This is a genomic window from Hymenobacter antarcticus, from assembly GCF_039539545.1.
Classification (GTDB): domain Bacteria; phylum Bacteroidota; class Bacteroidia; order Cytophagales; family Hymenobacteraceae; genus Hymenobacter; species Hymenobacter antarcticus.
Genome location: NZ_BAABDI010000019.1, coordinates 1 through 24,769, shown reverse-complemented (window position 1 = coordinate 24,769; position 24,769 = coordinate 1). Strand labels below are relative to the sequence as shown.

Here is a 24,769-nt window from a genome sequence, read left to right as displayed (position 1 = left end):
CTACCCAGCTTTAATCCCGCACATCATGGAAGAAATATTCAGCGCAGTCTTCGGGGAGGTCATTGCCTTTTTGGTGCTCGCGCCAATCGGCGTTGCGTATTTATTTCTCCGCTACCGGAATAAGGCGCGCGTGCAAAAGGAGTTAGCGAGTGAGTATGAAAATAGCTACACCAACGTCGGCCGGGTCGTCGTATTGAATACAATAGCTGCACTACTATCCTTGGCAATGGCAGCCTTGGTGATTCTGGCAATCGTAACGCCAATTTTGAACTGGATGCGCGTTTAGTTCAGCCTTGTGAGCGGCTTCGCGTTGCTTTGAATGCGTGAGATGGTAACCGTATCGGCATCCTGAATTCGGTAAATGATGCTATAGTTGCCGCTGACTAACTCTCGCGTAAGTCCGTCCTTGAACTGTGGGGCCATGCGGCCGCTCTGAGGGAAGTTTATCAGAATATCCACTCGTGCAATCAGCTTATCAATAAGCCGGTCGGCATAGCCCTCGGAGAACTGCGAATAAAATTCGCGCAATTGGTGCAAATCCTTAATAGCAGGATTCGACCAGATTATTTGCGCCATGATTTCACTAGTTCCTTTACTTCTTCGTGTGTCTTGGACTCTCCGCGCTCAATTGCCGCGAAGCCTTCTTCAACTTTCTCAACGTAGATAAGGCGCTCGACTAAGGCATCGAGGTCAAATTTTTCGGGCAAGGTATTCATTGCCTCAATTACTTCTTCTTTGGTCATGGCGAAGGTGATTTAGTCTGTTAAATATACAGCTTAGCTTCAAAGAAACGGCATTACCAGAATAGCCGTTCACAAATCCCGGCCGCCCTTCCAAAGCCCAACCCAACCCCCTATCTTTGCCCTCCGCCAACCCCCATCCCCAGCCTCGCACCATGAAATTCATCGTATCATCCTCCGCGCTGCTCAAGCAGCTGCAAAGCATCAACGGCGTGGTTACGAACAACCCCGTGGTGCCCATTCTGGAGAACTTTCTCTTTGAGATTGAGGCCGGTAAGCTCACCATCACCGCCTCCGACCTAGAGACGAGCATGATTACCGAGCTGCCCGTGGAGGCCCGCGACACCGGCCGCATCGCCGCGCCCGCCCGCATCCTGCTCGATACGCTGAAGAACCTGCCCGACCAGCCCGTGACCTTCACGCTGGACGAGGAAACCTACACCATCGAAATCAGCTCGGCCAACGGGCGCTACAAACTGGCCGGCGAGAATGCCGCCGATTTCCCCCGCGTGCCGGTGGTGAAGGGCTCGGCCCCGATTGAGATGCCGTCGTCGTCGCTGGCCCGGGCCATCAACAAAACCATTTTCGCGGTGAGCACCGACGAGCTGCGCCCGGCCATGACCGGCATTCTCGTGCAGCTGGCCGACTCGCAGGTAACCTTCGTGGCGACCGACGGGCACCGCCTGCTGCGCTACCGCCGCCAGGACGTGGGCGCCGGCCAGACCGCCAACCTCATTATCCCGCGCAAAGCCTTCAACCTGCTGAAAGGCACGCTGCCCTCGGAGGCCACGCCGGTGAAAATCGAGTTCAACCAGAGCAACGCCTTCTTCTCCTTCAACCAGATGCGCCTCGTGTGCCGCCTGATTGACGAGCGCTACCCGGACTACGAAAACGTGATTCCGGTGAGCAACCCCAACAAGCTCATCATCAACCGCGCCGAGCTGCTGAATTCGGTGCGCCGCATCAGCATCTACTCCAACAAAACCACCCACCAAGTGCGCCTGCGCCTGGCCGGCTCCGAGCTGGTGGTATCGGCCGAGGACCTCGATTTCAGCAATGAAGCCAAGGAAACCCTCACCTGCCAGTACGACGGCGAGGACATGGAAATTGGCTTCAACGCCCGCTTCCTGCTCGAAATGCTCTCCAACATCGACTCCGAGGAAATTACCCTGGAGCTGAGCACGCCCAACCGCGCCGGTCTGCTCATGCCCACTCAGGCCGATGACAACGAGAGTATCCTGATGCTGGTGATGCCGGTGATGCTCAATAACTACGTTTAGCAGAACGTTTTACCTGAACGTCATGTCGAGCGCAGCCGAGACATCTCGCGTGTGGAAGTAATCCAATCTGCTGGTTTACTGCTGCATGCGAGATGTTTCGGCTACGCTCGACATGACGTTCTTCTTTTATCGTTTCGATATACAACCCATGAAAAAATCAGAAATCCGCTTTAGCATTGCCCTCGACGACAACAAGGTGCCGGAGGCCATCAGCTGGTCGGCCACCGATGCGGGCCCGGACATCCACTTTGCCAAGGCCATCAACATCGCGCTGTGGGACCGGGAGCAGGCGGGCACCATGAAAATTGACCTCTGGACCAAAGACATGCCGATTGACGAAATGAAGCGCTTCTGCGTCGATAACATCGGTTCGATGGCTGAGAATATCGTAACGGCCACCAACGACAAGAAAATGGCCGATATGATGCGGGAGCTTTGCAAAGAGCTGTCAGACTATCTGGACCGGCAGGAACAGAACGGCTAGTAGCACATGCTTTAGCGTGGGTTAATTGGACATGAAAAAGCCCCGTTGGATAATTCCGGCGGGGCTTTTCTTTTTTTACTTCAAGCAATGCACAAGCTAAAGCGTGTGCTACGGTTTTTATCGGGCGTTCCGGCCGAGGTTGCCGGCGGGCCGATTAACCGGCTTGGTGCGGGCCGGTGCTACCGAGGCATTGTTGGCGCGAACGGGAGCAGGATTTTGCACGGCATCGGCGAGCAGGATGCTGGACGACTGGCTGGCATAGTCCTTATCGGCTTGGTAATAAGTGGCGCGGGAGCCAAAGTAGGCGCTATACTGGTCGGTGCTTAGAAAATCCTGGAACTCCTTGTCGCGCTCTTTGCAAACGCCGTTGCACTGCTCGTCAATGAGTTTCGGATTACCTGCGTTCTTACGCTCGATGGCCGCCATCTTGGCGATTTTATCGGCGTTGATGGCCCGGAGTTTGGTGGCCTGGTAATTATTGAGGCGCAGGTCGCGCACCATCTTGTTACTCAGGCGGTCGGCGCGGGCTTCCACGGGATTGAGGCGGGGGCTGGACTGCGTTTTATCCTGCACTGCAACGGGGCCAACGGATGCTTGCTGGGCACTGGCAGTACCGGCCAAGAGGGCCAAAATAAGGGAGGCAAAAGCGGTTTTCTTCGTCATCGTCGTAGGGGTTTCGTTACGCACTTACGCAAGGACCGGGCCAGTAGCTAACCAGCCGGTTACCCAATTAAACGAAGAAAATTGGCTTCCGGTTCTGGATTATGGGGGTGATATAGTGCCCACCGAATATGTTACCAGTTGTTTTTCCACATCATCGACTCCACCGGTTTATCGGTCCGCTCGTTGTATTTGGCGTTTTCTTTCCGATTGTACAGCGTGGCTACATCGCCCTGCACGGTGAAATAAATCAGCTGGCCGATGGGCATGTGGCGGTACACCCGCACGGGCATCGATACGCTGATTTCCAGCGTCCAATAGTTGCAGAAGCCGACATCACCCTTGCCGGCCGTCGCGTGAATATCAATACCCAGACGGCCCACACTGCTCTTGCCTTCGAGGAAGGGTACGGTGGCGTGGGTTTCGGTGTACTCCTGCGTCACGCCAAGGTAGAGCCTGCCGGGCTGCAGCACGAAGCCTTCCTCCTCGGGTATTTCAAAGGTGTCGATTTCGTTGTGCTTGCGGGAATCCAGCACCTCATCGCGGTAGGTGGCCAGGTATTTACCAAGGTGCACATCGTAGGAATTGGTGCCCAGGCAGCTGCGGTCATACGGCTCAATAACGATGGCGCCTTTTTCGATTTCCGCAAGGATTTGCTGGTCAGTAAGAATCATGGGTGGGGATTGGTAAATCTTAAAAAAGCAGACCGTCATGCTGAGCCTGCCGAAGCACGACCGGTAGATAACGTTTCTGTCGCTCCTTAGAGCCTATCCGAATAGGCAAGAAAAGAACGGTCATGCCGAGCGCAGCCGAGGCATCTCGCGTGCAGCAGTAATCAGCCGCCACCTCAACAAAGCGGGCGAGATGCCTCGGCTGCGCTCGGCATGACGGCCTGTTCGGATTGCCTCTTAGTCGTCGTCGTGGCGGTAAGGCTGAGGCCGTTCCGTTTCGTCGTCGTCCTCATCGTCCTCGTACCGGTCTTCGCGCAGGCCGGGCGAGCGCGTGGGCCGCAGGCGACTGGCCAGGCTGCGGGGCTCGGGCTCCGGCTCGGGGTCAGCCGACAGGTTGTTGATGCGGCGGCTGAGACCTGGCAGCACGTTGATAATGAGGTGGGCCAGAAGCAATACGCTGGTCAGGCTGAGCAGCAGGGTGAAGTAGTCGAGCCAGTCGTGGGCTGCGGCGGGGCCGGTGCTGGCAGCGGGCGCGCTGGTCAGGGGCACTTCGTCGGCCGGAGCGGCTTCATTGTTGTCGGCATCGTGGGTGGTGAGCGGGGCCGTGACGGGTGCTTCAGGCTGGGCGTCGATGTCGGCGGGCGGAATGGCGGCCGTTTCTTCGGCCCCTGACGCATTGAACTGGGCGGTGGCCTGCTGAATGAGGCGCTGCTCGGCCCGCACCAGGGCCACCCGCTCATCGCGCGGCAGGTTGTGGATGAAGAACTCGAAATTCTTGTCCAGCAGCACCGATTTGAGCTGTTTTTCGAACTCCGCCAACGTCATGGGGCCGTTGCCGAAGCGGTTTTTATAGCGCTCGGCAATGCCGTTGTAGTTCAAAAACAGCTGCTTGAGCCCGGCATTGGTACCGAAGCCGTCGAACTGCCGGCGGGCGGCGGCGGTGCGTAGCGTGAGCGGAAACTTGCCCCGGGTGAACGACTTGTCGTACACCGTTTCCATGGTGCGGAAGTTCAGCTCATCGATGGTTTTATCGAAGAGGCGCTTGTTGGCCTGGGCCGGGGTTTCGGCGTGAGCAAGCGCCGTGAGGAGCAGAAAAAAGCTTAACAGGCGTAGTTTTAACATCGGGCAAAGGTAGAGCGCAAGGTTTGGCTCCGCCTTCCTGCGGTTCACGAAGTTGAAAAATTAAGTTTCGCAAAGGCCGGCGACTGTTCATACCTCGATAGGCCGGGATTAGGCGGCCTTTGCGAAACTTGATTTTTCAACTTCGCGCTACTTTGCGCGATGGGCCTCTACCAACGATTCGCGGCAGGCCGTCAGGTACATCTCCACCAGCTCATCGGTGATGGCCGTGGACACGAACAGGGCCTCGAACTGCGAGGGCGCGAGGTAGATGCCCCGGTTGAGCATGCCGTGGAAGTAGCGGCCGAACGCGGCGGTGTCGCACTGCTTGGCATCGTCGAGATTATGCACCGGCTTATCGGTGAAGAACAGGCTGAACATGGAGCCCACGCGGTTCACGGTGTAGTTCAGGCCGAGCTCGGCGGCAATCTGGCGGGTGCCGTCGGCGAGGCGGGCGCTGCTGGCTTCGAGGGCGGTGTAGAGTTCGGGGTGCTCGTGCAGGTAGCGCAGCTGGGCCATGCCGGCGGCTGTGGCCATCGGGTTGCCGGAGAGTGTGCCGGCCTGGTAGACTTTGCCGGCCGGAGCCACGCAGTTCATGATGTCCTCACGGCCGCCGTATGCGCCCACGGGCAGGCCGCCGCCGATGATTTTGCCCAGCGTCGTCATGTCGGGGGTGATGCCGTAGAGCTGCTGGGCCCCGCCCGGCGCGAGGCGGAAGCCGGTCATCACCTCATCAAAAATGAGCACGATGTCGTGGTTGTTGCACAGCGCGCGCAGGCCGGCCAGGAAGCCGGTGGCGGGCACCACGAGGCCCATATTACCTACTACGGGCTCCAGGATGAGGGCGGCAATCTGGCCGGGATTGGCGGCGACGAGGGCCTGCACGGCGGGCAGGTCGTTGTAGGGCGCGGTGAGGGTGTCCTGAGCCACACCTGCGGTCACGCCGGCCGAGTCGGGCTCGCCGGCGGTGAGGGCCCCGCTGCCGGCCGCAATCAGGAAAGCGTCGCCGTGGCCGTGGTAGCAGCCTTCAAACTTGATAATTTTGGCGCGGCCGGTGTAGCCCCGCGCCGCCCGCACGGCCGACATGCAGGCTTCGGTGCCGGAATTCACGAGCCGCACTTTTTCAATGCTGGGCACCATCTCCCGAATCAGCTCGGCCATCTCAACTTCGCGGTGGGTGGGTGCGCCGAAGCTGAGCGAGTTGGGCAGCGCGGCCCGCACGGCGTCGAGCACCACTTCCGGGGCGTGGCCGAGAATCATCGGACCCCAGGAGTTGATGAAGTCCATGTAGCGGTTGCCGTCCACGTCGGTGAGCCAGGCGCCGTGGGCGCTGGCCATGAACACGGGCGAGCCGCCCACCGAGCGAAAGGCCCGCACCGGCGAGTTTACCCCGCCGGGAATGAGGGTTTTAGCGCGTTCGAAGAGGGCGGTGGAAGTGGTGAGATTGAGCATGGTTATCGGAGGGGGGAGTCGTTGAGCTGACCCGTTTGGGATGTGGGGAGAGGCGAGTGAGAAGTTACCGCAGAGGTGCGCGGAGAAAAACGCGGAGGTACGCAGAGTACAACAAATTCAGGGGCCAAATGTGAATGGCTGGGCTGAATTTGCAGTTTTACCGCAACACCTGCAACTCCAGGTTGCTGAGCTTCACAATGGGCACTACCTGGTTGTCGTGGGCACCGCCGCTGTAGCTCTGGCCATCGAAAATGGCACCGGGTACCGGCTCGGCTCCGGCCAGATTGGCCTGAAAAGCCGGGCCGTACTGGAACAGTGCCGTGCCGAAATACAGGAGCATCTCGAAACCCTGGCTGGCAAACTGCGACGGCGGCAGGCGCTGGCGCTGCAGGTACAGCTGCCGGAACCGGCGGTAGCCCAGCCCCTGCTCGGCGAAATACTTGGGCTGCACAAAATACAGGCCGGGGGCGCTGAGCTGGCCCACGTCGAGGCGCGGATTGTCGAGCCAGGAGCCGGGCGCTACCAGGCCAGGGCGCGTGGCGGCGGGCTGAAGCTGAAGCTGCCGAATGGCATAGGGCCCGATACGGCGGTTATCGGAAGCGACTACTACGTGGCTGGCATTAGCCATGTCGAGGCCCGCGAAGGCGGCGGCCAGGCTCTCGTCCACATCGGGGTTGAAACGGCGCAAGGTGCTGATTTTACCACCCTCGCCCTCGTAAGTCGCTTTGTAGGCGTTGGCAAAGGCGGTTTCGTCCTTGCTGTCTTCGTGCAGAATGATGCCGGGCCGGCCCGCGCCGTAGGTGCTCAGGGCGAACTGCGCGGCAGCGCGACCCTGGGTGGCGGCGCTGGGCGCGAAGAGGTAGTGCCAGGGGTTATCGAGCACGAGGTCGCCATCCTGCGAGAGCGGGTTGACGCACACAATCTGATGCTCGCGGGCGTAGCGGGCCAGCAGCCGGGCACCCGATTTATACACCGGGCCGATGAGCAAATCCATGCCCGCCAGCTCGGGCAGAGTCAGCAGCTGCTTCAGGGCCAGGGTGTCGGCCCCGGTGTCGTAGGCGAATAGCTGGATGGGGTGGCCGGCGCGTTGCAGGCTGTCCTGGGCCAGGCGCAGGCCGGCGTAGAGGTCGGTTACGAACTGATTTTTGCGCTGGGTCTGCCAGCTGGGGTCATTGAGCTCGAAGGGCAGCAGCACGGCCACGTTGTAGCTGGACTTTTTGCCGACCCGGGGGCGCGGCGTGTAGCGGGCGCGGTCGAGGCCGAACTTGCCGATGAGCTCATCGAGCTGCGGGCGGTCGGCATCGGTGTAAGCCCCGCCAAACACGAGGCGGTCGGCGTAGGCGCGGGCCAGGGTGGCATCGTCGGGGTAGCGCTTGAGGTTGCGCAGCCAGGTGGTGCGCTCCTTGATGCGGGGCAGGTAGACGACTTTCAGGGCTTCGCGCTCGGGGGTGAGCTTGTCGGGCGGCAGCTGCGCCAGGGCTTTGAGGCCGGTATCGAAATCCTCCTGCTCGAAGGAAGCCTGACCCTGCAGGAACAGCACGTCGGGCAGGTTAGGGTAGGTCGGGTACTCAGTGCGGAGCAGGTTGAGGAGCTGCTCGGCCTCGGGCCACTGCTTGAGACGGGCGGCGGCCACGGCGGCCAGGTAGGCGGCATCGGCGGCACGGGCGAAGCGGGCGGTGGGCTGGGCCAGCGGTTCGAGCTGGGCCAGGGCGGCGGCGTAGTGGCCCTGGTCGAGCTGCGACTTGCCGCTGCGGTAGCGCACCGAGGCCTCGGCGGGGGGCACGGCGGTGGGCCGGGGCTTAGCGGGCGTTTGGGCCAGCGCGGGGGTACCTCCAATCAATACGAGCAAGCTCAACAGCCAACAGGAAACCAGCGGCTGGCGAAAAAAAACAATGGGCATAGGGGATGCGAAGAGAGCAGCGCAAAAGTACGCAACGCCCGGCCGCACCCGCTACGCCCACCGTTGGCGACAGCCTTAGCGCCACGCCAGCTCGCGGCTCGCCTCGGCGCTGGCCGCACCCAGCACCCGATGCGCCATGAACACGGCCGGCGGGGCCTCAACCACCAGCAGCACCTTGCGCGGCCAGTCGGTGCGCAGCAGGCGCGTCATCATATCGGGCGAGAACTGGCCCTCACTCAGCGCGCTTTCCAGGGGCCACTGCACGAATATGGTGGAGGCCCAGAATACCGCGTGGCAAGCCAGGGCCAGCAATAGCGCGGGCCGGGGCACGGCCGCAGGCCGCTGCCAGCAGAGCAGCACCAGCACGCCGCTCAGCAGCACGGCGGACACGGTGAGGAAGGGCACGATGTGCTGGGCCGTGGCCAGGTGCCAGGCCGCGAAGTCACTGGCAATCAGGTAAGGGCCAAGGTCGGCCCAGCTCTGATGCTCCATAAACTCGTTCATGACAGCCGCGCCCAGGCAGTAGAACGTGAGCACCAGGTACGCCAGAAAAATCCAGTGCGAAGAAACAGAAGTGGGTTACATGGGAATGAAAAAATAAGGTTGGGGAAAAAGACAGTTGGCGGCGGGCAGCGCCTACCCATCAGACAGCGCCCGCCCCGGCCGGCTCAGTCGCGCAGAGCTGCCGCACCCGGTTGGCCTCGGCATCGTTGACGTGGGTGACGGCCGTGGCGTAGATGCGGAAGTCGTTGCCGGGAAAATGCGTGGTCAGCAGCTCTTCGATGCGCCGGTAGAGCAGCGCCTTGGTCAGAAACAGCACCCGGTACAAGGGCTGGACGCCAACGGTGCCATCAGCCCCCAGACAATAGTTGTCAATGGCCTCGTCCACGAACACGTCCGTGGCCAGGTGTTGGGTAAGCACTAGCTGGGTGGCTTCGCGGGCATGCCGGGCGCTCATCGTGAGCAGGTTGAAGAGTATCATAAGGAGAGTTAAGAGTTGAGAGTTAAGGGTTGAGGGTTGAGGATTAAAATTCAGTTTGTCAAATATTTAACTTATAACTCTTAATTCCCAACTCAGTACACTGCTTTACAAACCGCGCTAGGGGCGCGGCGCTTGCCGCGGCTTGTAGGTAGCGAGGCTGTGCAGGATGTGCTGCACCACTGGCTCGTGGGTGGCAAAGGCACTGGGCGTGCCCGACACGCAGACGAGCAGCACGTGGCCCCGGTGCCGGGCGGCCAGGGCATCGTAGCGCAGCAGCTGGCCGTCGCGGTTGCCCGAGCCGGTGGTTTCCAGAAACTGAATGCCGTTGTAGGTGGTGGAAAACTGTTTATTGACCGTGATGCCGAACTGCTCGGCCAGGTGGTACAGGGCCTGGTCGGGCGTCATGCGGGTGGCGGCCCCACGCAGCTGTCCGATGTAAAGCATCAAGTCGCGGCCGGGGCTGAGGTGGGTCACGGACACCGTGGTATCATTCGTCTGGCGCAGCTGGTCCCAGCCGGTCGGCACCTGGTACTGGAGCTGGTACTGGGGACTACGGACGGACTCGTAGTGTATTTCGGGTTCAGATTGAGCCCACAGGCCCAACGGCAGCAGCAAAGCGAGCAGCAAAAGCATAGATTTCATGGCGATGAATGGAAAAAGGTTGATGAAAAAAGTGAAATGACCAGCCGGCCGGGGCGGCTACTTGCCCCGTTGCGGCGTGACACTGTCGAGCATCTGGTGCAGCAGCGGGGCTTGGGTTGTGAACACGGCCGGCGTAGCGTACACATACACGAGCAGCAGATGGCCCTGGTAGGTGGTCACGCGGGCATCGTAGCGCAGCTCGCGCCCCCCCACGAAGCACGTGCCGGTGCTCTCCAGAAAGTCGAGTCCGTGCGACGACATCCGGTGCTCTTCGTGGCGGGTGGCCCCCAGGTGGCGCAGCAGCCGCTGCAAGGCGCGGGCGGGCGGCAGTTTGGCGTGCCGGCCCCGCAGCTGCCCCACCCACAGCCGGGCATCGTCGTCGGGGCTGTGGTAGCGCAGCACCTCCACCGAGTCGGTGCGCTGATGCGTCAGGGCCCAGCGCGGGGGCACGGCGTAGGTCACCTGAAAGGCCCGGTTTTGTATCAGCTCCAGGTCCTGGGCCGCGGCCGGCGGGCGGGGCAGCAGCAACACGAATAGCAACAGCAGCGAGCGATACATGGCGAAGTGAACTTAGGGCGTGAAACGGAAAAACAGAAGGCGGCTCAGTGCCCGCCGGGCGGGGCATCGTCTTCGGCATCATAGCCCAGCAGGTTCAGCTCGAACACCACCCCGGCCCGGTTATGGCTGCCGGGGTTGGGCACCAGCGCCCCCAGGCACAGCTGCACTCGCCGCGTAGCAAGGTAGTTGATACCCAGCACCGAAACACTGGTAGCGTTGCGGCCCGAGATAAAATCCCCCATCAGCAGCACCTTCTTCGCCAGCGGATACTCGAACCCCAGCAGCAGGCCCGCGCCGGGTGCGGCAGCCACACCAGCAGCAGGGCCAGCACCAGCAGCCAACGGCCCGCGACCCGAGGCGGCGACCGCGACGCGGCGAGCACAAGCGCAAACCGGGTCATCGTCATTGGGCCAGCGTGTTAACCAGGGGTGTGTTGCCGTCGGTGATGATGGTCTTCGCGTTCTGCGACTTCGCCAATTCCCGGAAGGCCTCGATGGACTTGTACTTGAGCACGGCCGGGGTCAGGTCGCGGTTGATGAGCTGGTTGGTGAGGCGCACGGCCTGCGCCTCAATGCGCATAGCCTCGGCCTTGCCCTTGGCCTGAATGATGTTGGCCTCCTGCTCGCCCTGGGCCCGCACCACGGCGATGCGCTTCTGGCCCTCGGCCTCAATCACGCGGCGCTCGGCATCGCGGGTTTCGCGCTGCTTGAGGAACTCCATGCGCAGGGCCTCCTGCTCCGATTCGAGCTTGTCCTCAATGGCCTTGGCCAGGCCGCCGGGCAAGACAATGTTCTTAAGCAGCACGTTCTCAATCTCGAAGCCCCGGATGGTGAGCACTCCGTTCATCTGGGTAAGAATGGCCTTTTCAATCACCGAGCGCTCGGCGCTGTGCATGTCTTTGGCAAAGTAGCGGGCGCACACATCGGCCGCCGCCGAGCGGAACACGGGCAGAATCAGGACGTTCTCGTAGCCCAAACCGGTGGTTTGCAAAATGCCGGGCACCTGGTCGGCCTTCACCCGGTAGAGAATCGAGATATCCGACGCAATCGAAAGGCCTTCCTTCGACGGCAGACTGGAGCGAATCTCCAGGTTCTGCGTCGTGACGGGCACCTTGATGATGGTGGTCAGGAAGGGGTTGAACGCCTTGGGCCCCGACATCACCACTTGCTGGTCGAGGCGGCCCAGGGTGCGCTTCACCCCTACTTCGCCCTGGCGCACCGTGGTGCAGCCCCCGCCCAGCAGGGCAGCCCCGGCCAGCAGCAGGCCGGCCACCGTGCGCCGGCCCCGCACCAGCAGGGCGCGGTGCCAGCAATAGGACCCAAAGGTTTCGACCAACGCCCGGATGGCCTCTGAGCTCGACATCGTAGGCGTGCCTGGGGCCGCCCCGGCGGGCCGGGGGCGCGCTGCCCTGGCGCGGTGCCAAAGCAGGTGGGATGAAGAATACGGAGGGCGTATCATGACAATGGGACCTTTGTAGTCAAACTACCATTATTGATAGTCTTGCTATCATATACACAAGTGCCTATTCAAAAGTTGCAGCGAAGGCAAAATAATTTAGTGATTCTATCAGACTAAGTTATTTGACTATTTTTTTTAAAAGTAAAACTATTAATTGGAGAAGTGTGTATAACTTTGCGTGGTCATTTGGGGGCCCGCCTGGTTCGGCCTCCGCTCTACTTTTATCCTTCACGCCATTCGCTCATGTCAGCCATAATGCCCAAAGTCCCCATCACCGTTGCCATCGGCGACGGCATCGGCCCCGAAATCATGTCCCAGACCCTGCGGGTGCTGGAAGCGGCGGGGGCCGCCCTGGCCCCGGAGTTCATTGAGGTAGGCGAGGCCGTGTACCGGGCCGGCCACAGCTCCGGCATCGGCCCCGAAGCCTGGGAATCGTTGCGGCGCACGCGGGTGCTGCTCAAGGCCCCCATCACCACGCCGCTGGGCGGGGGCTACAAAAGCCTGAACGTGACCCTGCGCAAAACCCTGGGCCTATACGCCAACGTGCGGCCCTGCCGCTCGCTGTTTCCGGCCGTGGCCACCCGCCATCCCACGCTGGACGTTGTGATTATCCGCGAGAATGAGGAGGACCTCTACGCCGGCATCGAGCACCAGCAAACCCCCGACGTGGTGCAGTGCCTGAAGCTGGTGAGCCGGTCGGGCTGCGAGAAAATCGTGCGCTTTGCCTTCGAGTACGCCCGCCGCCACGGCCGCCGCCGCATTACGTGCATGACCAAGGACAACATCATGAAGCTCACCGACGGGCTGTTTCACCGGGTGTTCATGGAAATTGGACGGCAGTACCCGGACATTGAGCAGGACCACCAGATTATCGACATCGGTGCGGCGCGGCTGGCCGATACGCCCGAGCGCTACGACATGGTGGTGACGATGAACCTGTACGGCGACATTATTTCCGACATCGTGGCCCAGCTCACGGGCTCGGTGGGGCTGGCCGGCTCGGCCAATATTGGCGACCACGGCGCGCTGTTCGAAGCCATCCACGGCTCGGCCCCCGACATCGCGGGGCAGAACGTGGCCAACCCCTCGGGCCTGCTGCAAGCCGCCGTGCTGATGCTGGGCCACCTGGGCCAGCACGAAGTGGCGGCCCGCATCCACAACGCCTGGCTCTGCGCTCTGGAAGACGGCCTGCACCCGGCCGACATCTACCGGGCCGACACCAGCCGGGCCAAGGTGAGCACCACCGAATTTGCCGATGCCGTGATTGCCCGCCTGGGCCGCGAGCCCAGGCAGCTGGCGGCCATGCCCGCACTGCCCGCCGCTGCCCCGCCGCCTTCAGCTACCGAAACGCCGCTTTACGGCAAGGCCCCCGTAGCGCAGCAGCTGGTGGGCATCGACGTGTTTCTGCGCTGGGATGGAAAGCAGGCCGCCACCCTGGGCCAGCAGCTGGAAGCCCTCACCGGTAGTCAGTTGCAGCTCAAGCTCATCACCAACCGGGGGGTGAAGGTGTACCCCGATGGCCACCCCGAAACCTTTTGCACCGACCACTGGCGCTGCCGCTTCGTGGCCGCGAGTGCGCGGGTGACTGGGGCCCAACCGGATTTCACCCGCATGCCTTTTGCAGATATTCTGGCCCTGCTGCACCGCCTGGCCGACCACCAATTGTACGTCATCAAGACCGAACACCTGTACCTCATGAACGGCGTGCGGGCCTTCTCCCTGGGCCAGGGCGAATGATGGGCGCGGCCCAGCGTGTTTCTTTGTAGTTTATTTCACCGCCTTCTCTGCTTGCTTTCTCGCTCTCTTATGCACGCAACGCTTCGCATCGACCTCAACGAAAAGCTGTACCTGCGCGACCCGCAGAGCACCGACCTGGGCCGTCGCCTGGTAGCCGAGGCCATTCTCCTGATTGACGTAATCGGTTTCGAGCAGTTCACGTTCAAGAAACTGGCCCTGCGCATCGAGTCCACTGAGGCCTCCCTCTATCGCTACTTCGAGAACAAGCACAAGCTGCTGGTGTACCTGGTGAGCTGGCACTGGGCCTGGCTGGGGTACCAGATTCGGTTTCATACCCACAACGTGCCCGACGCGCGCACCCGCCTGCGCCTGGTGCTGGGCATCCTCACCCGCGCGCACTACGACGACCCCGCCACCACCCAGCTCGACGAAGCCGCCCTCTACCGCATCGTAGTGAGTGAGGCTTCGAAAGCCTACCTCACCAAGGAGGTGGACGAGGACAACGAGGCCGGTTTGTTTCGGGAATACAAGCGCCTGGCGGCCGGCATCGTGACGGTGGTACAGGAAATAAATCCGGCCTACCTGTTTCCGCACGCCCTGGTAAGCACGCTGCTGGAAACCGCCCGCAAGCAGCTTTTTTTTTCCAAGCACCTGCCCTCGCTCGCCGATGCGCCTCCCCTAAACACCGAAAGTGCCATCTGCGCTTTTCTCGAACATTTGGCATTTGCCGCGCTTAACAACCCAACCCTGGCCGACCAGACGTAACGTATGGTGTGCGTGGGGAAGCCCCGGCAACTCCCTTTTTTACCCTAACTGTATCACCAGCCCATTTATTCTCAGGTAATGTCCGACGCTTCTTCCCTGTCGCCCGTGCAACGTTTGTTCCGCCTGCTGGCGGCCGAACGGCGCGACATTGTCTACCTCTACATATACGCGGCCCTGGCGGGCGTCATCAGCCTGAGCCTGCCGCTGGGCGTGCAGTCCGTTATCGGCTTCGTGAGCAGCGGCGCGGTGAGCACCTCGCTGGTGGTGCTCATCGGGTTCATCGTTCTGGGTACGCTGCTGGTGGGCGGCCTCCAGATTATGCAGCTGCACCTGATTGAGTACATTCAGCAGCGGCTGATGGCGCGGGTGGCGCTGGACTTTGCCGTGCGCCTCCCCCGGGTACGGGCCGAGTCCCTGGAGGGCGAATACCTCCCCGAGCTCATGAACCGCCTGCTCGACGTGCCCACCCTGCAAAAGGGCCTGGCCACCATGCTGGTCGAGTTTTCGGCGGCCGGCCTGCAAATCGTCTTCGGGCTGGTGCTGCTCTCCTTCTATCATCCCATTTTCATCGTATTTGGGCTGCTGCTGGTGCTGCTGCTCTGGGGCCTGATTGCCGCCACCGGGCCGCGCGGGCTGCGCACGAGCATTGTCGAGAGCAAATACAAGTACCAGGTGGTGGCCTGGCTCGAAGACGTGGCCCGCACGGTGGGCAGCTTCCGGCTGCCGGCCCGCCAGAACCTGGCCCTGGGCCGCACCGACGAGCTGCTGAACAGCCACCTCAGCGCCCGCGACGCCCATTTTCGGGTGCTGGTGGCCCAGTCGTGGGGCTTCGTAATATTCAAAACCCTCATCACGGCGGGGCTGCTCGGCATTGGCTGCTGGCTGCTGATTGACAAGCAGATTAACATCGGGCAGTTTGTGGCGGCCGAAATCGTCATCATCGTCACGATAAACGCGGTTGAGAAAATCATTCTCAAAATTGACATCGTGTACGACGCCCTCACGGCCATCGACAAAATCGGGCACGTGCTGGACCTGGAAACGGTGGCGCCGCCCGCCGGTACCGCCGCCCTGCCCACTGGCACCGTCACTGGCACCGAGCCGGCCCCCGGGCTGACCGTGGCCGTGCGCGACCTCACCTACCGCTACCCACAGGCCACGCGCAACGTGCTGGAGGGGGTGACGTTTGCCCTGGCCGCCGGCGACCACCTTGCGCTGGTAGGAGCCGACGGCGGGGGCAAGAGCACCCTGCTGCGCCTGCTGGCCGGCCAGCTGAATGGCTACACCGGGCAGGTGGCCTATTCCGGACTGTCCCTGCCCGACCTGAGCCCCGATGCCCTGGCCGCCGCCGTGGGCGACAGCCTGGTCCACCAACATTTGTTTTCGGGCACGGTGCTCGAAAATATTACGCTCGGCCAGACCCACCTGACGGCCGCCGACGCGGCCTGGGCCGTAGACTTAGTGGGCCTGCGCGACGACCTGTATGCCCACCCCGATGGCCTCAACTCCCGCGTGGGGCCCGGCTATTCGCTGGGCTCGGGCGCTACCCAGAAGCTGCTGCTGGCCCGCGCCGTGGTGAGCCGCCCCCGGCTGCTGCTGCTCGATGCCTTGCTGCCCGCCGCCGCCCTGGCCGAGCAGGTGCGCACGCTGCGCCGCCTGGTGGCCCCCGACCTGCCCTGGACGGTTATCGTGGCCACTACGCAGCCCGAATTGCTGGCCTTACTGACCCGTGTGGCCGTAATGGACGAGGGCAAGCTGGTAGCCGAGGGTACCCTGGAGGAGCTGCGCGACTCGCCCGCCTTGCGGGGGGTGTTGGTGGCCGGCGAAAACTAACGGGTTGCCATCCCGGTCGGCCCGCAAATAGCCGACTCCTGCAAGATTTTAACCATATTAAGTAGTCAGACATAAGCATTCAGTAGTCAGCCATGTTATTAATTATTGATTGACAGCATTTTGAGGTCCGACTACTGATTACTTAATACTGGCTACTTACTTATTAGCTACTAGCTATTCGCTCGGAACAATGCCTTTTGCCGAACATCCCAACCCCGAAACTCATCCCGACGCGCACCGTTTCACGGCCTTTGCCAGGGTGCGCACGCCACGGGCCGGCCGGACCCTGGCTCGCTGGGCCGGCGGCCTGGGCCTGCTGGTGCTGGCCGCCGGGTTTTTGCCCTGGACTCAGAACATTCGCTCGACCGGCAAGCTGACCACCTTGCGCCCCCAGGACCGCCCCCAAACCGTGCCCAGCACCATTGGCGGGCGCATCAAGAGTTGGCGGGTGCAGGAAGGGCAGCTGGTGCGCAAAGGCGACACGCTGGCCGAAATCGTGGAAATCAAGGAAAAATACTTCGACCCCGAGCTGCTGACCCGCACCCGCGAGCAGCTCGAAGCCAAAATCAATGGCCTGCGCGAAAACGCGGCCAAAACCCGCGCCCTGGGCGGCCAGCAGGATGCCTTGCGCCTGGGCCTGGCGGCCAGCCTGGGCAAGGCCCGCAACAAAGTGCGCCAGGCCGACCTAAAGGTGCGCTCGGACCAGGCGGAACTGGTGGCAGCCCGGGCCGACTTTGCCATTGCCGAACGCCAGCAGGAGCGCCAGGAATTCCTGTACAAGCAGGGCCTGAAAAGCCTGACCGAGCTGGAGCAGCGCCGCCTAAAGTTTCAGGAGAGCGCCGCCAAGCTGCAGGCCGTGGAGAACAAGCTGGCCGCCTCGCGCCAGGAGTCCATCAGTGCGCGCATCGAGCTGGAGTCGCTGGATGCCGACTACGCCGATAAGCTGGCCAAGAGCGAGAGCGAACGGCGCTCGGCCACGGGCTACCAGTTCAGCACCGAGGGCGAAATTGCCAAGATGCGCAACGAGCTGGCCAACCTGAGCATCCGGGCGGGCTATTACTTCATCACGGCCCCCCAAACCGGCTACGTGGTGCGCGCCCTGAAAGAAGGCGAAGGCGAAATAGTGAAAGAAGGCGAGGACCTGGTGACACTGATGCCCTCCAACCCGCGCCTGGCCGCCGAGCTCTACGTGAAGCCCATGGACGTCCCCCTGCTGCGCGTGGGCCGGCTGGTGCGGCTGCAGTTCGATGGCTGGCCGGCGCTGGTGTTCACGGGCTGGCCGGGCAGCAGTTTCGGCACCTTCGGCGGCGTGGTGCAGGTGATTGACAATATCGACTCGCAAGGCCAATACCGTATTCTGGTAACGCACGAGCCGGGTACCGAGGCCTGGCCCGCGCCGCTGCGCGTGGGCTCCGGCGTGTATGGCTGGGCCCTGCTCGACGATGTGCCAATATGGTACGAGCTGTGGCGGCAAATCAACGGCTTCCCGCCCAACTACGTGGGCGACGCCACCGCCTACCCGGCCGGCCAGCCCGCCAAGGGCGGCAAAACGGTGAAGGCAACTAAAGACCCCGGCTATGGTGAGCAGTAACAAAGGCAGGGTTGAATTAGAAATTAAAGAAGAAGAGCTAAAAGTGAGTCGCTTAGCACACCGTCGTCGGGCATTTTTAATTTTTGATTTCTCGCTTTTAATTCCAGGACCTGCTGCATGGCTCTCGCGTTTTGGCGTAGCGCTGCTACTGCTGCTGTGGCAGCCGATGCTAACCAGTGCCCAAACTCCGGCCGCCGATTCGGTGGTGCTGCGGCTGTCTGAGTTTCTGGACCTGGTGGCGCAGTACCACCCCGTGGCCCGGCAAGCGGCGCTGAACCCCGAGCGGGCGCGCCAGGAAATCCGCCAGGCCCGCGGGGCGTTCGACCCTGCGCTCAACGGCAAATACTACGGCAAGCAGCTCAAGGGAACCGAATATTTTCACGACTGGGAAACCTACCTGCGCGTGCCCACCTGGTTTGGCGTGGATGTGAAAGCGGGCTGGGACCGCGGCGTGGGCCCCTTCGTGAACCCGCAGGACTACACCGCCACCGACGGCCTGAGCTACGTGGGCCTGAGCGTGCCCCTGGGCCAGGGCCTGCTGATAGACGAGCGCCGCACCGCCCTGCGCGTGGCTCAGGCCCTCACCGGCCTGGCCGAAGCCGAGCGCCGCGCCATCCGCAACAAGCTGCTGCTGAGCGCGGCCAAGGACTACTGGGACTGGGCCCTGGCTGATGAGCGCCTGCGCCTGCTGACCGCCAACGAGCGGGTGGCCGCCGTGCGCTTTGCCGCCACCCGGCTGCGCGCGCTGGCCGGCGACCTGGCCGCCATCGACTCGGTGGAGGCCCAGGCCGAACTGCAAAGCCGCCAGGGCCAGCGCGCCGCTGCCCGCGTGCAGGCCCAAAATGCCGCGCTGGTAGCATCCAGCTACCTCTGGGACGGCGAGAGCCGCCCCCGCGAGCTGCCGCCTGCCGCCCGCGCCCAACCCCTGCCGCCCGCCCCCGCCTGGCGTGCCCTACCCCCCGATACGCTGGCCGCCCTGGCCGCCCAGGCCCAGCAGCTGCACCCCGACTTGCTGAAAACCCGCGTGAAGCAGGTGCAGCTGAGGCTGGAAAGCCGCCTGCTGCTCAACAAGCTATTGCCTAAAATTAACGTCGATTACAACCTGCTCCTGCCCGGCCGGCCGTTCGAAGGCAATCCGCAACCGTTTCAGGGCGGCTATTCGACCAACAACTACAAGCTGGGGCTGAGTGTGGCCTACCCGCTCCTGCTCCGTGCCGAGCGGGCCAAGCGCCAGCTCAACCAGCTCAAGCTGCGCGATGCCGGCCTGCAGCTCGACCAGGACCAGCGCCAGATTGGTAACGCCCTGCAAACCGCCGCCAACGACTGGCAGGCCCTGGTGGAGCAGCTGCGCCTCCAGCAGCAGGCCACGGCCAACTACCAACGCCTGCGCGACGGCGAGCTGATTCGCTTCGATAACGGCGAAAGCACCGTATTTTTCATTAACTCCCGCGAGTCCAGCCTGCTTGCGGCCCGCCAGAAGCTGGCCGAGCTGCAAGCCAAATATGCCCAAACCCAGGCCCAGCTGCGCTTCGCGGCGGGGGTAGATGTACCGGCGAGGGAGTAGCCGGCCCGGACTTGCCGCGAGTGGACTCAAAATAAAGGCCGGAATTTCGGCGTTATCTTTAGGTATATGCGAGTCCCTGCTGCTGCCAGTCTGCCGTTTTCCCGCGCCCGCCTCACCCTGGTTTTCGTGCTGGCCGCCTCCCTTGGCCTGAGCCTGTTGCTGGTGGTAGGCCGCGTGCTGATGACCGGGCGCGGGCTGTTCCTGTTTCTGGTCTGGAACCTGTTTCTGGCCGTCATTCCCTTCGCGCTCAGCACCATGCTGGGCACGGCTAAGGGGCCGCTGCGGGCGCGGCTGCTGGTACCGGTGGGCGCGGCGTGGCTCCTGTTCTTCCCCAACGCACCCTACATCCTCACCGACCTGTTTCACCTCGAACGCCGGGCCGGCGTGCCACTGTGGTACGACCTGGCCCTGATTCTGAGCTGCGCCTGGAACGGGCTGATGCTGGCCTACGCCTCCCTGGCCGACATGCAGCGGCTGGTGCAGCTGCGGCTGGGCACGGCCGCCGGCTGGGCCTTTGCCACGCTGGCGCTGCTGCTCAGCAGCTTCGGCATCTACCTGGGCCGCTACCTGCGGTTTAATTCCTGGGATGTGCTGGCCAACCCGCTCACGCTGTTTTTCGACATCGTGAACCGGATTCTGCATCCGTTCAGCTTCCCCGGCACCTGGGGCGTCACGCTGGTATTCGGGCTGTTTTTGCTGGTGGGCTACGGCACGGTACGGCTGCTGGGGCGGGCGCACGAGGAGTAGCCCGCCCGCCCCGGCAGCCGCTACATTTGCCCCATGCCTTCCGAAGAAACCATGCACTGGCCGCGCCTGCTCTCGCAGCGCCGCTTCCCCGACCAACAACTTTCCGCCGCCAGTGCCGCCCCCGTGCGCGGGGCCTTCGTGCAGGACTACGACCGGGTGGTGTTCAGCTCGGCCTTCCGCCGCCTGCAGCGCAAAACCCAGGTGATGCCCCTGCCCGAAACCGACTTCGTGCACACCCGCCTCACCCACTCGCTCGAAACCGCCGTGGTGGGCCGCTCCCTGGGCCGCCTCGCCGCCCGCCATCTGCTGGAGAATGACGCCGAACTGGCCCAGCTCCTGCCCAACCTCGACCAGGACTGCGGCGACATCGTGGCCGCCGCCTGCCTGGCCCACGACATCGGCAACCCGCCCTTCGGCCACTCCGGCGAGGATGCTATCAGCAGCTATTTTCTCAGTGCCGCCGCTGCCCCGTATCTGGAGAAGCTGAGCGCCGCCGAAGTCGCCGATTTGCAGCATTTTGAGGGCAACGCGGCCGGCTTTCGCATCCTCACGCACACCTACGCGGCGCACAGTACCGGCACTGCCGGCCTGGGCCTCACCTACGCCACGCTGGGCGCATTCACCAAATACCCCAAGCCCAGCCTGGTGGCCGATACAGCGAAAAAAGGCGGCGCTTCGGAGAAGAAATACGGCCATTTCCAGACCGAAAGTGCCCGCTTCCAGCACGTCGCCGCCGAGCTGGGGCTGTTGCCGAAAGACGCGGCCGCCGGCTTCTACCACCGCCACCCGCTGGCCTTCCTGGTCGAAGCGGCCGACGACCTCTGCTACCGCATCATCGACTTTGAGGACGGCCTGAAGCTGGGCCTCATCACGCCCGAAACCGGCCTGCCGCTGCTCAAAAAGATGCTCAACGACCCCGCCGACCGCATCGGCAGCGTGCAGTGGCACGACTGGCGCGAGGAGCTAGGCTATGTCCGCGCCCGCCTCATCGGCAAGCTGGTAACGGAGCTGGCGGAGCTATTTTCCCACCACGCCCCCGCCATTCTGCGCGGCGAGTACGACCAGCCCCTCATCAAAGAGCTAAGCTGCTGGACCGATTTGCAGGAAGTGCAGCGCCTGAGCATCAACCAGCTCTACCGCAGCCGCCCGGTGCTCGAGATAGAAGCCGCTGGTTTCGAGGTCCTCGGTGGCCTGCTCGATGCTTTCCTCTGCGCCGTATTCGACGCCAGCCAGGGCCACCGCAGCCGCAAGTTGCTGCTCCTGCTGCCCGAGCAGTTCCGCGCCGAAGGCCAGCAGGCAAGCGTATCGCCCTATGAGAAAATCCTGCTGCTCACCGATTTCGTGGCTGGTATGACGGACCAGAACGCGCTGAGCCTATACAAGACGATTAAGGGAATTGAGCTGCCGAAGGGTTTCTAGACCACGAATTAGCACGGATTTAAGCGGATTTCACGGATTTTGTGGACGGAAACCCATAATCAAATTTTGCAGGGGACCAATCTCGCGATTGGCTTGGGCACATGCCCCCATGTAAGTGAAAAATATCGCCAAGTCCAATCGTCCACAAAATCCGTGAAATCCGCTTAAATCCGTGCTAATCCGTGGTCTCGGCTTCATGCAGCGCCACCATATTCGCCAGCAGCGCCTCCAGTAGCTTTCGCCCCTTCCACACCGATTTCATCTTGGCCCGAATCTGCTCGGCGGTTTGCACGAATTCCTGCTCCCCGGCCGTTTCGTGCCCTTCAGAGTGCATCAGCTTTTCCACCATCGGCACCGTCATTTCGGGGTGAAACTGGAGGCCGATGACCCCATCGCCCCACACGAAGCCCTGCGTAGCACACGCCGCCGACATGCCCACCCGCATGGCCCCCGGCGGCACCGTAAACGTATCGAGGTGCCAGTGCAGCACGGCCGCTTTCTCGGGCCACCCGCGCAGCAGCGGGTGTTCCAGCGACTTGGCCGAAAACCGCACCGTCCAGAACCCGATTTCCGGGTCCGGGTTGGGCCGCACCTCGCCGCCCAGCGCCTCGGCTACCAGCTGCGCGCCCAGGCAAATAGCCAGCGTTACCTTCCCCGCCCGCAATACTTCGTGGATGAAGTCCTTTTCGGCGCGGAGCCACGGCAGGGTCTCCTCGTCATGCACGCTCATGGCTCCACCCAGAATTAGCAGGCCATCGAAGTCGCCCATGGCCGGAAATTGCGGGTTGGGCTCGAACAAACGCGTGAAGGTGAGCGAATGACCGTGCGCGGCCAGCCAGTCGGCGGCGTGGCCGGGGCCTTCATCGGGCATGTGTTGGAGGCACCAGAAGCGCATTTTCGCTGGTTGTTCTTGGTTAAAGAAAAACGTCATGCTGAGCGTAGCCGAAGCATCTCGCGTGCTCGAGTAATTCAATCGACTGGATTTACCATTGCACGTGAGATGCTTCGGCTGCGCTCAGCATGACGTTCTTTTGTTCATTCGGCCTTGCCTTATTCCCACTCAATCGTCGCCGGGGGCTTGCTCGAAATATCGTACACCACGCGGTTGATGCCCCGCACCTGGTTGATGATTTTGTTGCTCACATCGGCCAGGAATTCGTAGGGCAGGTGCGCCCAGTCGGCGGTCATGCCGTCCACGCTGGTCACGGCGCGCAGGGCTACCACGCGCTCGTAGGTGCGTTCGTCGCCCATCACGCCCACGCTTTGCACGGGCAGGAGCATGGCCCCGGCCTGCCACACTTTATCGTAGAGGTCGTATTCTTTCAGCAGGTTGATGAACACGCTGTCGGCGCGTTGCAGCAGGTCCACTTTCTCGGGCGTAACGTCGCCGAGGATGCGGATGCCCAGGCCGGGGCCGGGGAACGGATGGCGGTTGAGAATCTCGGCGGGCAGCTCCAGGGCCGCGCCCACTTCGCGCACCTCATCTTTGAAGAGCATGCGCAGCGGCTCCACCACTTTCAGGTTCATATCATCGGGCAGGCCGCCCACGTTGTGGTGGCTCTTGATGGTGACCGACGAGCCATGCACCGAAACCGACTCAATTACATCGGGATAAATAGTGCCCTGCGCGAGCCACGCGGCCCCTTCCACCTTGTGCGCCTCGCGGTCGAACACTTCAATAAAGGTGCGGCCAATGGCCTTGCGCTTGGCTTCCGGGTCGGTCAGTCCTTCGAGCGCGGCGTAGAACTCGGGCGCGGCGTTCACGCCGGTCACGTTCAGGCCCAGGCCTTCGTAGGCTTTCAATACGGTGGCAAACTCGTCCTGCCGCAGCAGGCCATTATCCACGAAAATGCCGTGCAGGCGCGGGCCGATGGCGCGGTGCAGCAGCAAGGCCGCCACGCTGCTATCTACCCCGCCCGAGAGGCCCAGAATCACCTGCTCATCGGGGCCAATGGTGTTTTGCAGGGCCAGTACGGCCGAATCCACGAAGTGGTCGGGGGTCCAGCTCTGCTCGCAGCGGCAGATGTCGACCACGAAATTGCGCAGCAGCTGCTTGCCTTCGGTCGAGTGCGTCACTTCGGGGTGAAACTGGATGCCGTAGGTGTCCTGACCGGCAATGTGGAAGGCGGCTACCGCCACTTCGGGCGTGCTGGCGATAATATCGTAGCCGGCCGGCAGCGTCTGGATGGTATCGCCGTGCGACATCCACACCTGCGAATCGGCGTGCATATTGGCCAGTAGCGGCGAGGCCTCGTTCAGCTCCGCCAGTCGGGCCCGGCCGTATTCCCGGATGGTGGCGGGCAGCACCGAGCCGCCGCCCTGCTGGGCCAGCAGCTGCGCCCCGTAACACACGCCCAGCACCGGCACGTGGCCCAGCAAGTGGCTCAGGTCGGGGTTGGGGGCTCCTTCTTCCCGCACCGAGCACGGCGAACCGGAAAGAATGACGCCCCGAATATCCTCAGTTAAAGCGAGGGTCGGGGCGTGCGTGTAGGGATGAATTTCGCAGAATACGTGCAGTTCGCGAATGCGTCGGGCTATCAATTGCGTGTATTGCGAGCCGAAATCAAGAATGATGAGTCGTTCCATGCCACAAAGCTACTCACGGAAGCAGCCGGGTCGGGAGCGTTTTTTGCGCTAGTCTTTAATGAATGATACTTTCTTACTTTGTAAGCTGAATTTTTCAACCCCAACTTCCCTTTCCCATGACCCAACCCTTACATTCCCTTATCGTTAGTGCTTTGGCCTTGCTTGGCACGGCGGGCACGGCAGCCGCGCAGGTCGTTACCGTCACCGCCGGCAACCAGATTTCGGCTCTCTCGCCCATCAACCACGGCAGCTCCGAAGGCGCTTTCGAAACCGTGTACCTGCAAACCGATATCAACCAGGCCGGCTCCATTACACGGCTGGCTTTCGATAAATGGGATGGCACCGAAGTAGTGCCGCTCACGGGCGTGGTCATTTACCTAAAAACAACGACAGCCACTGGCTTTGTAACCGGCCCCCTCGACACCCTGGGCTACCAACGGGTATACGCCGGCACCACTCTACCCTACTAAAATTGGGGCATAAAAACGGGGCGTTCCGACCTTTGTAGTTCCTACACTCCAAAGTCCATCGCGCCCCGTGAAGCAGTGCCTCATCGCCAAAACTACGACCCTTTTACAGCA

General features: G+C 62.3%; 26 protein-coding genes. 11 read left to right on the top strand and 15 right to left on the bottom strand.

What is annotated here, in order from left to right; translation table 11 throughout:
• Nucleotides 1-25: 25 nt before the first annotated feature.
• Nucleotides 26-286, top strand: a complete 261-nt coding sequence (locus ABD819_RS13710) for a hypothetical protein (RefSeq protein ID WP_345125248.1) — start codon at nucleotides 26-28, stop codon at nucleotides 284-286.
• On the opposite strand, the gene ABD819_RS13705 is transcribed toward ABD819_RS13710, so the two are convergent.
• Both ABD819_RS13705 and ABD819_RS13700 read right to left on the bottom strand, forming a co-directional pair.
• Entirely contained in the window at nucleotides 283-576 is a 294-nt protein-coding gene (locus ABD819_RS13705) for a type II toxin-antitoxin system RelE/ParE family toxin (RefSeq protein WP_345125247.1), read from the bottom strand. The two genes, ABD819_RS13710 and ABD819_RS13705, sit on opposite strands and share 4 nt — an antisense overlap.
• Nucleotides 564-743, bottom strand: a complete 180-nt coding sequence (locus ABD819_RS13700; protein ID WP_188560759.1) for a hypothetical protein — start codon at nucleotides 741-743, stop codon at nucleotides 564-566. The genes ABD819_RS13705 and ABD819_RS13700 overlap by 13 nt, the downstream gene beginning before the upstream one ends.
• Nucleotides 744-895: 152 nt before the next feature.
• On the opposite strand from ABD819_RS13700, the gene dnaN reads away from it, so the two are divergent.
• Both dnaN and gldC read left to right on the top strand, forming a co-directional pair.
• Nucleotides 896-2,020, top strand: a complete 1,125-nt coding sequence (gene dnaN / locus ABD819_RS13695; RefSeq protein WP_345125245.1) for a DNA polymerase III subunit beta — start codon at nucleotides 896-898, stop codon at nucleotides 2,018-2,020.
• Between the two features lie 85 nt (nucleotides 2,021-2,105).
• Nucleotides 2,106-2,504 carry a gliding motility protein GldC gene (gene gldC / locus ABD819_RS13690; protein WP_345125244.1) on the top strand — a complete coding sequence of 133 codons (399 nt, stop codon included), beginning with the start codon at nucleotides 2,106-2,108 and terminating at the stop codon, nucleotides 2,502-2,504.
• A 117-nt stretch (nucleotides 2,505-2,621) separates the two neighbouring features.
• On the opposite strand, the gene ABD819_RS13685 is transcribed toward gldC, so the two are convergent.
• From ABD819_RS13685 to ABD819_RS13635, 11 genes are all read right to left on the bottom strand, one after another.
• The gene (locus ABD819_RS13685) at nucleotides 2,622-3,167 is read right to left on the bottom strand and encodes a hypothetical protein (RefSeq protein ID WP_345125243.1); all 546 of its coding nucleotides are present in this window, start codon (nucleotides 3,165-3,167) and stop codon (nucleotides 2,622-2,624) included.
• 131 nt (nucleotides 3,168-3,298) lie between these two features.
• Nucleotides 3,299-3,838, bottom strand: a complete 540-nt coding sequence (dcd, locus tag ABD819_RS13680) for a dCTP deaminase (RefSeq protein WP_345125242.1) — start codon at nucleotides 3,836-3,838, stop codon at nucleotides 3,299-3,301.
• A 234-nt stretch (nucleotides 3,839-4,072) separates the two neighbouring features.
• Nucleotides 4,073-4,957: a hypothetical protein gene (locus tag ABD819_RS13675; RefSeq protein ID WP_345125241.1), complete on the bottom strand. Its 885-nt coding sequence runs from the start codon at nucleotides 4,955-4,957 to the stop codon at nucleotides 4,073-4,075.
• A gap of 147 nt (nucleotides 4,958-5,104) precedes the next feature.
• Nucleotides 5,105-6,406 carry a glutamate-1-semialdehyde 2,1-aminomutase gene (gene hemL / locus ABD819_RS13670; RefSeq protein WP_345125239.1) on the bottom strand — a complete coding sequence of 434 codons (1,302 nt, stop codon included), beginning with the start codon at nucleotides 6,404-6,406 and terminating at the stop codon, nucleotides 5,105-5,107.
• 157 nt (nucleotides 6,407-6,563) lie between these two features.
• On the bottom strand, nucleotides 6,564-8,306 hold the full coding sequence (locus ABD819_RS13665; RefSeq protein ID WP_345125237.1) for an ABC transporter substrate-binding protein: 1,743 nt from the start codon (nucleotides 8,304-8,306) through the stop codon (nucleotides 6,564-6,566).
• 75 nt (nucleotides 8,307-8,381) lie between these two features.
• Complete coding sequence (locus ABD819_RS13660) at nucleotides 8,382-8,843, bottom strand: hypothetical protein (RefSeq protein WP_345125235.1); 462 nt, start codon at nucleotides 8,841-8,843, stop codon at nucleotides 8,382-8,384.
• A gap of 106 nt (nucleotides 8,844-8,949) precedes the next feature.
• On the bottom strand, nucleotides 8,950-9,288 hold the full coding sequence (locus tag ABD819_RS13655) for a hypothetical protein (RefSeq protein ID WP_345125234.1): 339 nt from the start codon (nucleotides 9,286-9,288) through the stop codon (nucleotides 8,950-8,952).
• A gap of 117 nt (nucleotides 9,289-9,405) precedes the next feature.
• Complete coding sequence (locus ABD819_RS13650; protein ID WP_345125233.1) at nucleotides 9,406-9,930, bottom strand: hypothetical protein; 525 nt, start codon at nucleotides 9,928-9,930, stop codon at nucleotides 9,406-9,408.
• 57 nt (nucleotides 9,931-9,987) lie between these two features.
• A complete protein-coding gene (locus ABD819_RS13645) occupies nucleotides 9,988-10,488 on the bottom strand; it encodes a hypothetical protein (RefSeq protein WP_345125232.1) in 501 nt (166 codons plus the stop codon).
• A 44-nt stretch (nucleotides 10,489-10,532) separates the two neighbouring features.
• A complete protein-coding gene (locus ABD819_RS13640; protein ID WP_345125230.1) occupies nucleotides 10,533-10,799 on the bottom strand; it encodes a hypothetical protein in 267 nt (88 codons plus the stop codon).
• 91 nt (nucleotides 10,800-10,890) lie between these two features.
• Nucleotides 10,891-11,946, bottom strand: a complete 1,056-nt coding sequence (locus ABD819_RS13635; protein ID WP_345125228.1) for a prohibitin family protein — start codon at nucleotides 11,944-11,946, stop codon at nucleotides 10,891-10,893.
• A 243-nt stretch (nucleotides 11,947-12,189) separates the two neighbouring features.
• On the opposite strand from ABD819_RS13635, the gene ABD819_RS13630 reads away from it, so the two are divergent.
• The 7 genes from ABD819_RS13630 (at nucleotide 12,190) to dgt (ending at nucleotide 21,602) form a co-directional block, all read left to right on the top strand.
• Nucleotides 12,190-13,683 carry an NADP-dependent isocitrate dehydrogenase gene (locus tag ABD819_RS13630; RefSeq protein ID WP_345125227.1) on the top strand — a complete coding sequence of 498 codons (1,494 nt, stop codon included), beginning with the start codon at nucleotides 12,190-12,192 and terminating at the stop codon, nucleotides 13,681-13,683.
• 69 nt (nucleotides 13,684-13,752) lie between these two features.
• Nucleotides 13,753-14,448 (top strand): TetR/AcrR family transcriptional regulator, encoded by a 696-nt coding sequence (locus ABD819_RS13625; protein ID WP_345125226.1) that lies wholly within the window; start codon nucleotides 13,753-13,755, stop codon nucleotides 14,446-14,448.
• Between the two features lie 105 nt (nucleotides 14,449-14,553).
• Nucleotides 14,554-16,281: a peptidase domain-containing ABC transporter gene (locus tag ABD819_RS13620; protein ID WP_345125225.1), complete on the top strand. Its 1,728-nt coding sequence runs from the start codon at nucleotides 14,554-14,556 to the stop codon at nucleotides 16,279-16,281.
• 190 nt (nucleotides 16,282-16,471) lie between these two features.
• A complete protein-coding gene (locus ABD819_RS13615; protein WP_345125223.1) occupies nucleotides 16,472-17,872 on the top strand; it encodes an HlyD family secretion protein in 1,401 nt (466 codons plus the stop codon).
• 166 nt (nucleotides 17,873-18,038) lie between these two features.
• On the top strand, nucleotides 18,039-19,436 hold the full coding sequence (locus ABD819_RS13610) for a TolC family protein (RefSeq protein ID WP_345125221.1): 1,398 nt from the start codon (nucleotides 18,039-18,041) through the stop codon (nucleotides 19,434-19,436).
• A 66-nt stretch (nucleotides 19,437-19,502) separates the two neighbouring features.
• On the top strand, nucleotides 19,503-20,183 hold the full coding sequence (locus ABD819_RS13605; RefSeq protein ID WP_345125219.1) for a DUF1361 domain-containing protein: 681 nt from the start codon (nucleotides 19,503-19,505) through the stop codon (nucleotides 20,181-20,183).
• A gap of 33 nt (nucleotides 20,184-20,216) precedes the next feature.
• Nucleotides 20,217-21,602, top strand: coding sequence for a dGTP triphosphohydrolase (dgt, locus tag ABD819_RS13600; RefSeq protein WP_345125217.1), 1,386 nt, complete (start codon nucleotides 20,217-20,219; stop codon nucleotides 21,600-21,602).
• Nucleotides 21,603-21,777: 175 nt separating this feature from the next.
• On the opposite strand, the gene ABD819_RS13595 is transcribed toward dgt, so the two are convergent.
• Together ABD819_RS13595 and guaA are read right to left on the bottom strand one after the other, a co-directional pair.
• Entirely contained in the window at nucleotides 21,778-22,497 is a 720-nt protein-coding gene (locus tag ABD819_RS13595; RefSeq protein WP_345125216.1) for a type 1 glutamine amidotransferase, read from the bottom strand.
• Nucleotides 22,498-22,652: 155 nt separating this feature from the next.
• Nucleotides 22,653-24,188: a glutamine-hydrolyzing GMP synthase gene (guaA, locus tag ABD819_RS13590; protein WP_345125214.1), complete on the bottom strand. Its 1,536-nt coding sequence runs from the start codon at nucleotides 24,186-24,188 to the stop codon at nucleotides 22,653-22,655.
• A gap of 116 nt (nucleotides 24,189-24,304) precedes the next feature.
• On the opposite strand from guaA, the gene ABD819_RS13585 reads away from it, so the two are divergent.
• The gene (locus ABD819_RS13585; RefSeq protein WP_345125213.1) at nucleotides 24,305-24,658 is read left to right on the top strand and encodes a hypothetical protein; all 354 of its coding nucleotides are present in this window, start codon (nucleotides 24,305-24,307) and stop codon (nucleotides 24,656-24,658) included.
• Nucleotides 24,659-24,769: the final 111 nt, after the last annotated feature.

Excerpts from the sequence above, each read along its gene's own strand:
- ABD819_RS13710 (WP_345125248.1), top strand. The coding sequence starts at position 26 with ATGGAAGAAATATTCAGCGCAGTCTTCGGGGAGGTCATTGCCTTTTTG.
- ABD819_RS13705 (WP_345125247.1), bottom strand. The coding sequence starts at position 576 with ATGGCGCAAATAATCTGGTCGAATCCTGCTATTAAGGATTTGCACCAA.
- ABD819_RS13700 (WP_188560759.1), bottom strand. The coding sequence starts at position 743 with ATGACCAAAGAAGAAGTAATTGAGGCAATGAATACCTTGCCCGAAAAA.
- dnaN (WP_345125245.1), top strand. The coding sequence starts at position 896 with ATGAAATTCATCGTATCATCCTCCGCGCTGCTCAAGCAGCTGCAAAGC.
- gldC (WP_345125244.1), top strand. The coding sequence starts at position 2,106 with ATGCGAGATGTTTCGGCTACGCTCGACATGACGTTCTTCTTTTATCGT.
- ABD819_RS13685 (WP_345125243.1), bottom strand. The coding sequence starts at position 3,167 with ATGACGAAGAAAACCGCTTTTGCCTCCCTTATTTTGGCCCTCTTGGCC.
- dcd (WP_345125242.1), bottom strand. The coding sequence starts at position 3,838 with ATGATTCTTACTGACCAGCAAATCCTTGCGGAAATCGAAAAAGGCGCC.
- ABD819_RS13675 (WP_345125241.1), bottom strand. The coding sequence starts at position 4,957 with ATGTTAAAACTACGCCTGTTAAGCTTTTTTCTGCTCCTCACGGCGCTT.
- hemL (WP_345125239.1), bottom strand. The coding sequence starts at position 6,406 with ATGCTCAATCTCACCACTTCCACCGCCCTCTTCGAACGCGCTAAAACC.
- ABD819_RS13665 (WP_345125237.1), bottom strand. The coding sequence starts at position 8,306 with ATGCCCATTGTTTTTTTTCGCCAGCCGCTGGTTTCCTGTTGGCTGTTG.
- ABD819_RS13655 (WP_345125234.1), bottom strand. The coding sequence starts at position 9,288 with ATGATACTCTTCAACCTGCTCACGATGAGCGCCCGGCATGCCCGCGAA.
- ABD819_RS13650 (WP_345125233.1), bottom strand. The coding sequence starts at position 9,930 with ATGAAATCTATGCTTTTGCTGCTCGCTTTGCTGCTGCCGTTGGGCCTG.
- ABD819_RS13645 (WP_345125232.1), bottom strand. The coding sequence starts at position 10,488 with ATGTATCGCTCGCTGCTGTTGCTATTCGTGTTGCTGCTGCCCCGCCCG.
- ABD819_RS13635 (WP_345125228.1), bottom strand. The coding sequence starts at position 11,946 with ATGATACGCCCTCCGTATTCTTCATCCCACCTGCTTTGGCACCGCGCC.
- ABD819_RS13630 (WP_345125227.1), top strand. The coding sequence starts at position 12,190 with ATGTCAGCCATAATGCCCAAAGTCCCCATCACCGTTGCCATCGGCGAC.
- ABD819_RS13625 (WP_345125226.1), top strand. The coding sequence starts at position 13,753 with ATGCACGCAACGCTTCGCATCGACCTCAACGAAAAGCTGTACCTGCGC.
- ABD819_RS13615 (WP_345125223.1), top strand. The coding sequence starts at position 16,472 with ATGCCTTTTGCCGAACATCCCAACCCCGAAACTCATCCCGACGCGCAC.
- ABD819_RS13610 (WP_345125221.1), top strand. The coding sequence starts at position 18,039 with ATGCTAACCAGTGCCCAAACTCCGGCCGCCGATTCGGTGGTGCTGCGG.
- ABD819_RS13605 (WP_345125219.1), top strand. The coding sequence starts at position 19,503 with ATGCGAGTCCCTGCTGCTGCCAGTCTGCCGTTTTCCCGCGCCCGCCTC.
- dgt (WP_345125217.1), top strand. The coding sequence starts at position 20,217 with ATGCCTTCCGAAGAAACCATGCACTGGCCGCGCCTGCTCTCGCAGCGC.
- ABD819_RS13595 (WP_345125216.1), bottom strand. The coding sequence starts at position 22,497 with ATGCGCTTCTGGTGCCTCCAACACATGCCCGATGAAGGCCCCGGCCAC.
- guaA (WP_345125214.1), bottom strand. The coding sequence starts at position 24,188 with ATGGAACGACTCATCATTCTTGATTTCGGCTCGCAATACACGCAATTG.
- ABD819_RS13585 (WP_345125213.1), top strand. The coding sequence starts at position 24,305 with ATGACCCAACCCTTACATTCCCTTATCGTTAGTGCTTTGGCCTTGCTT.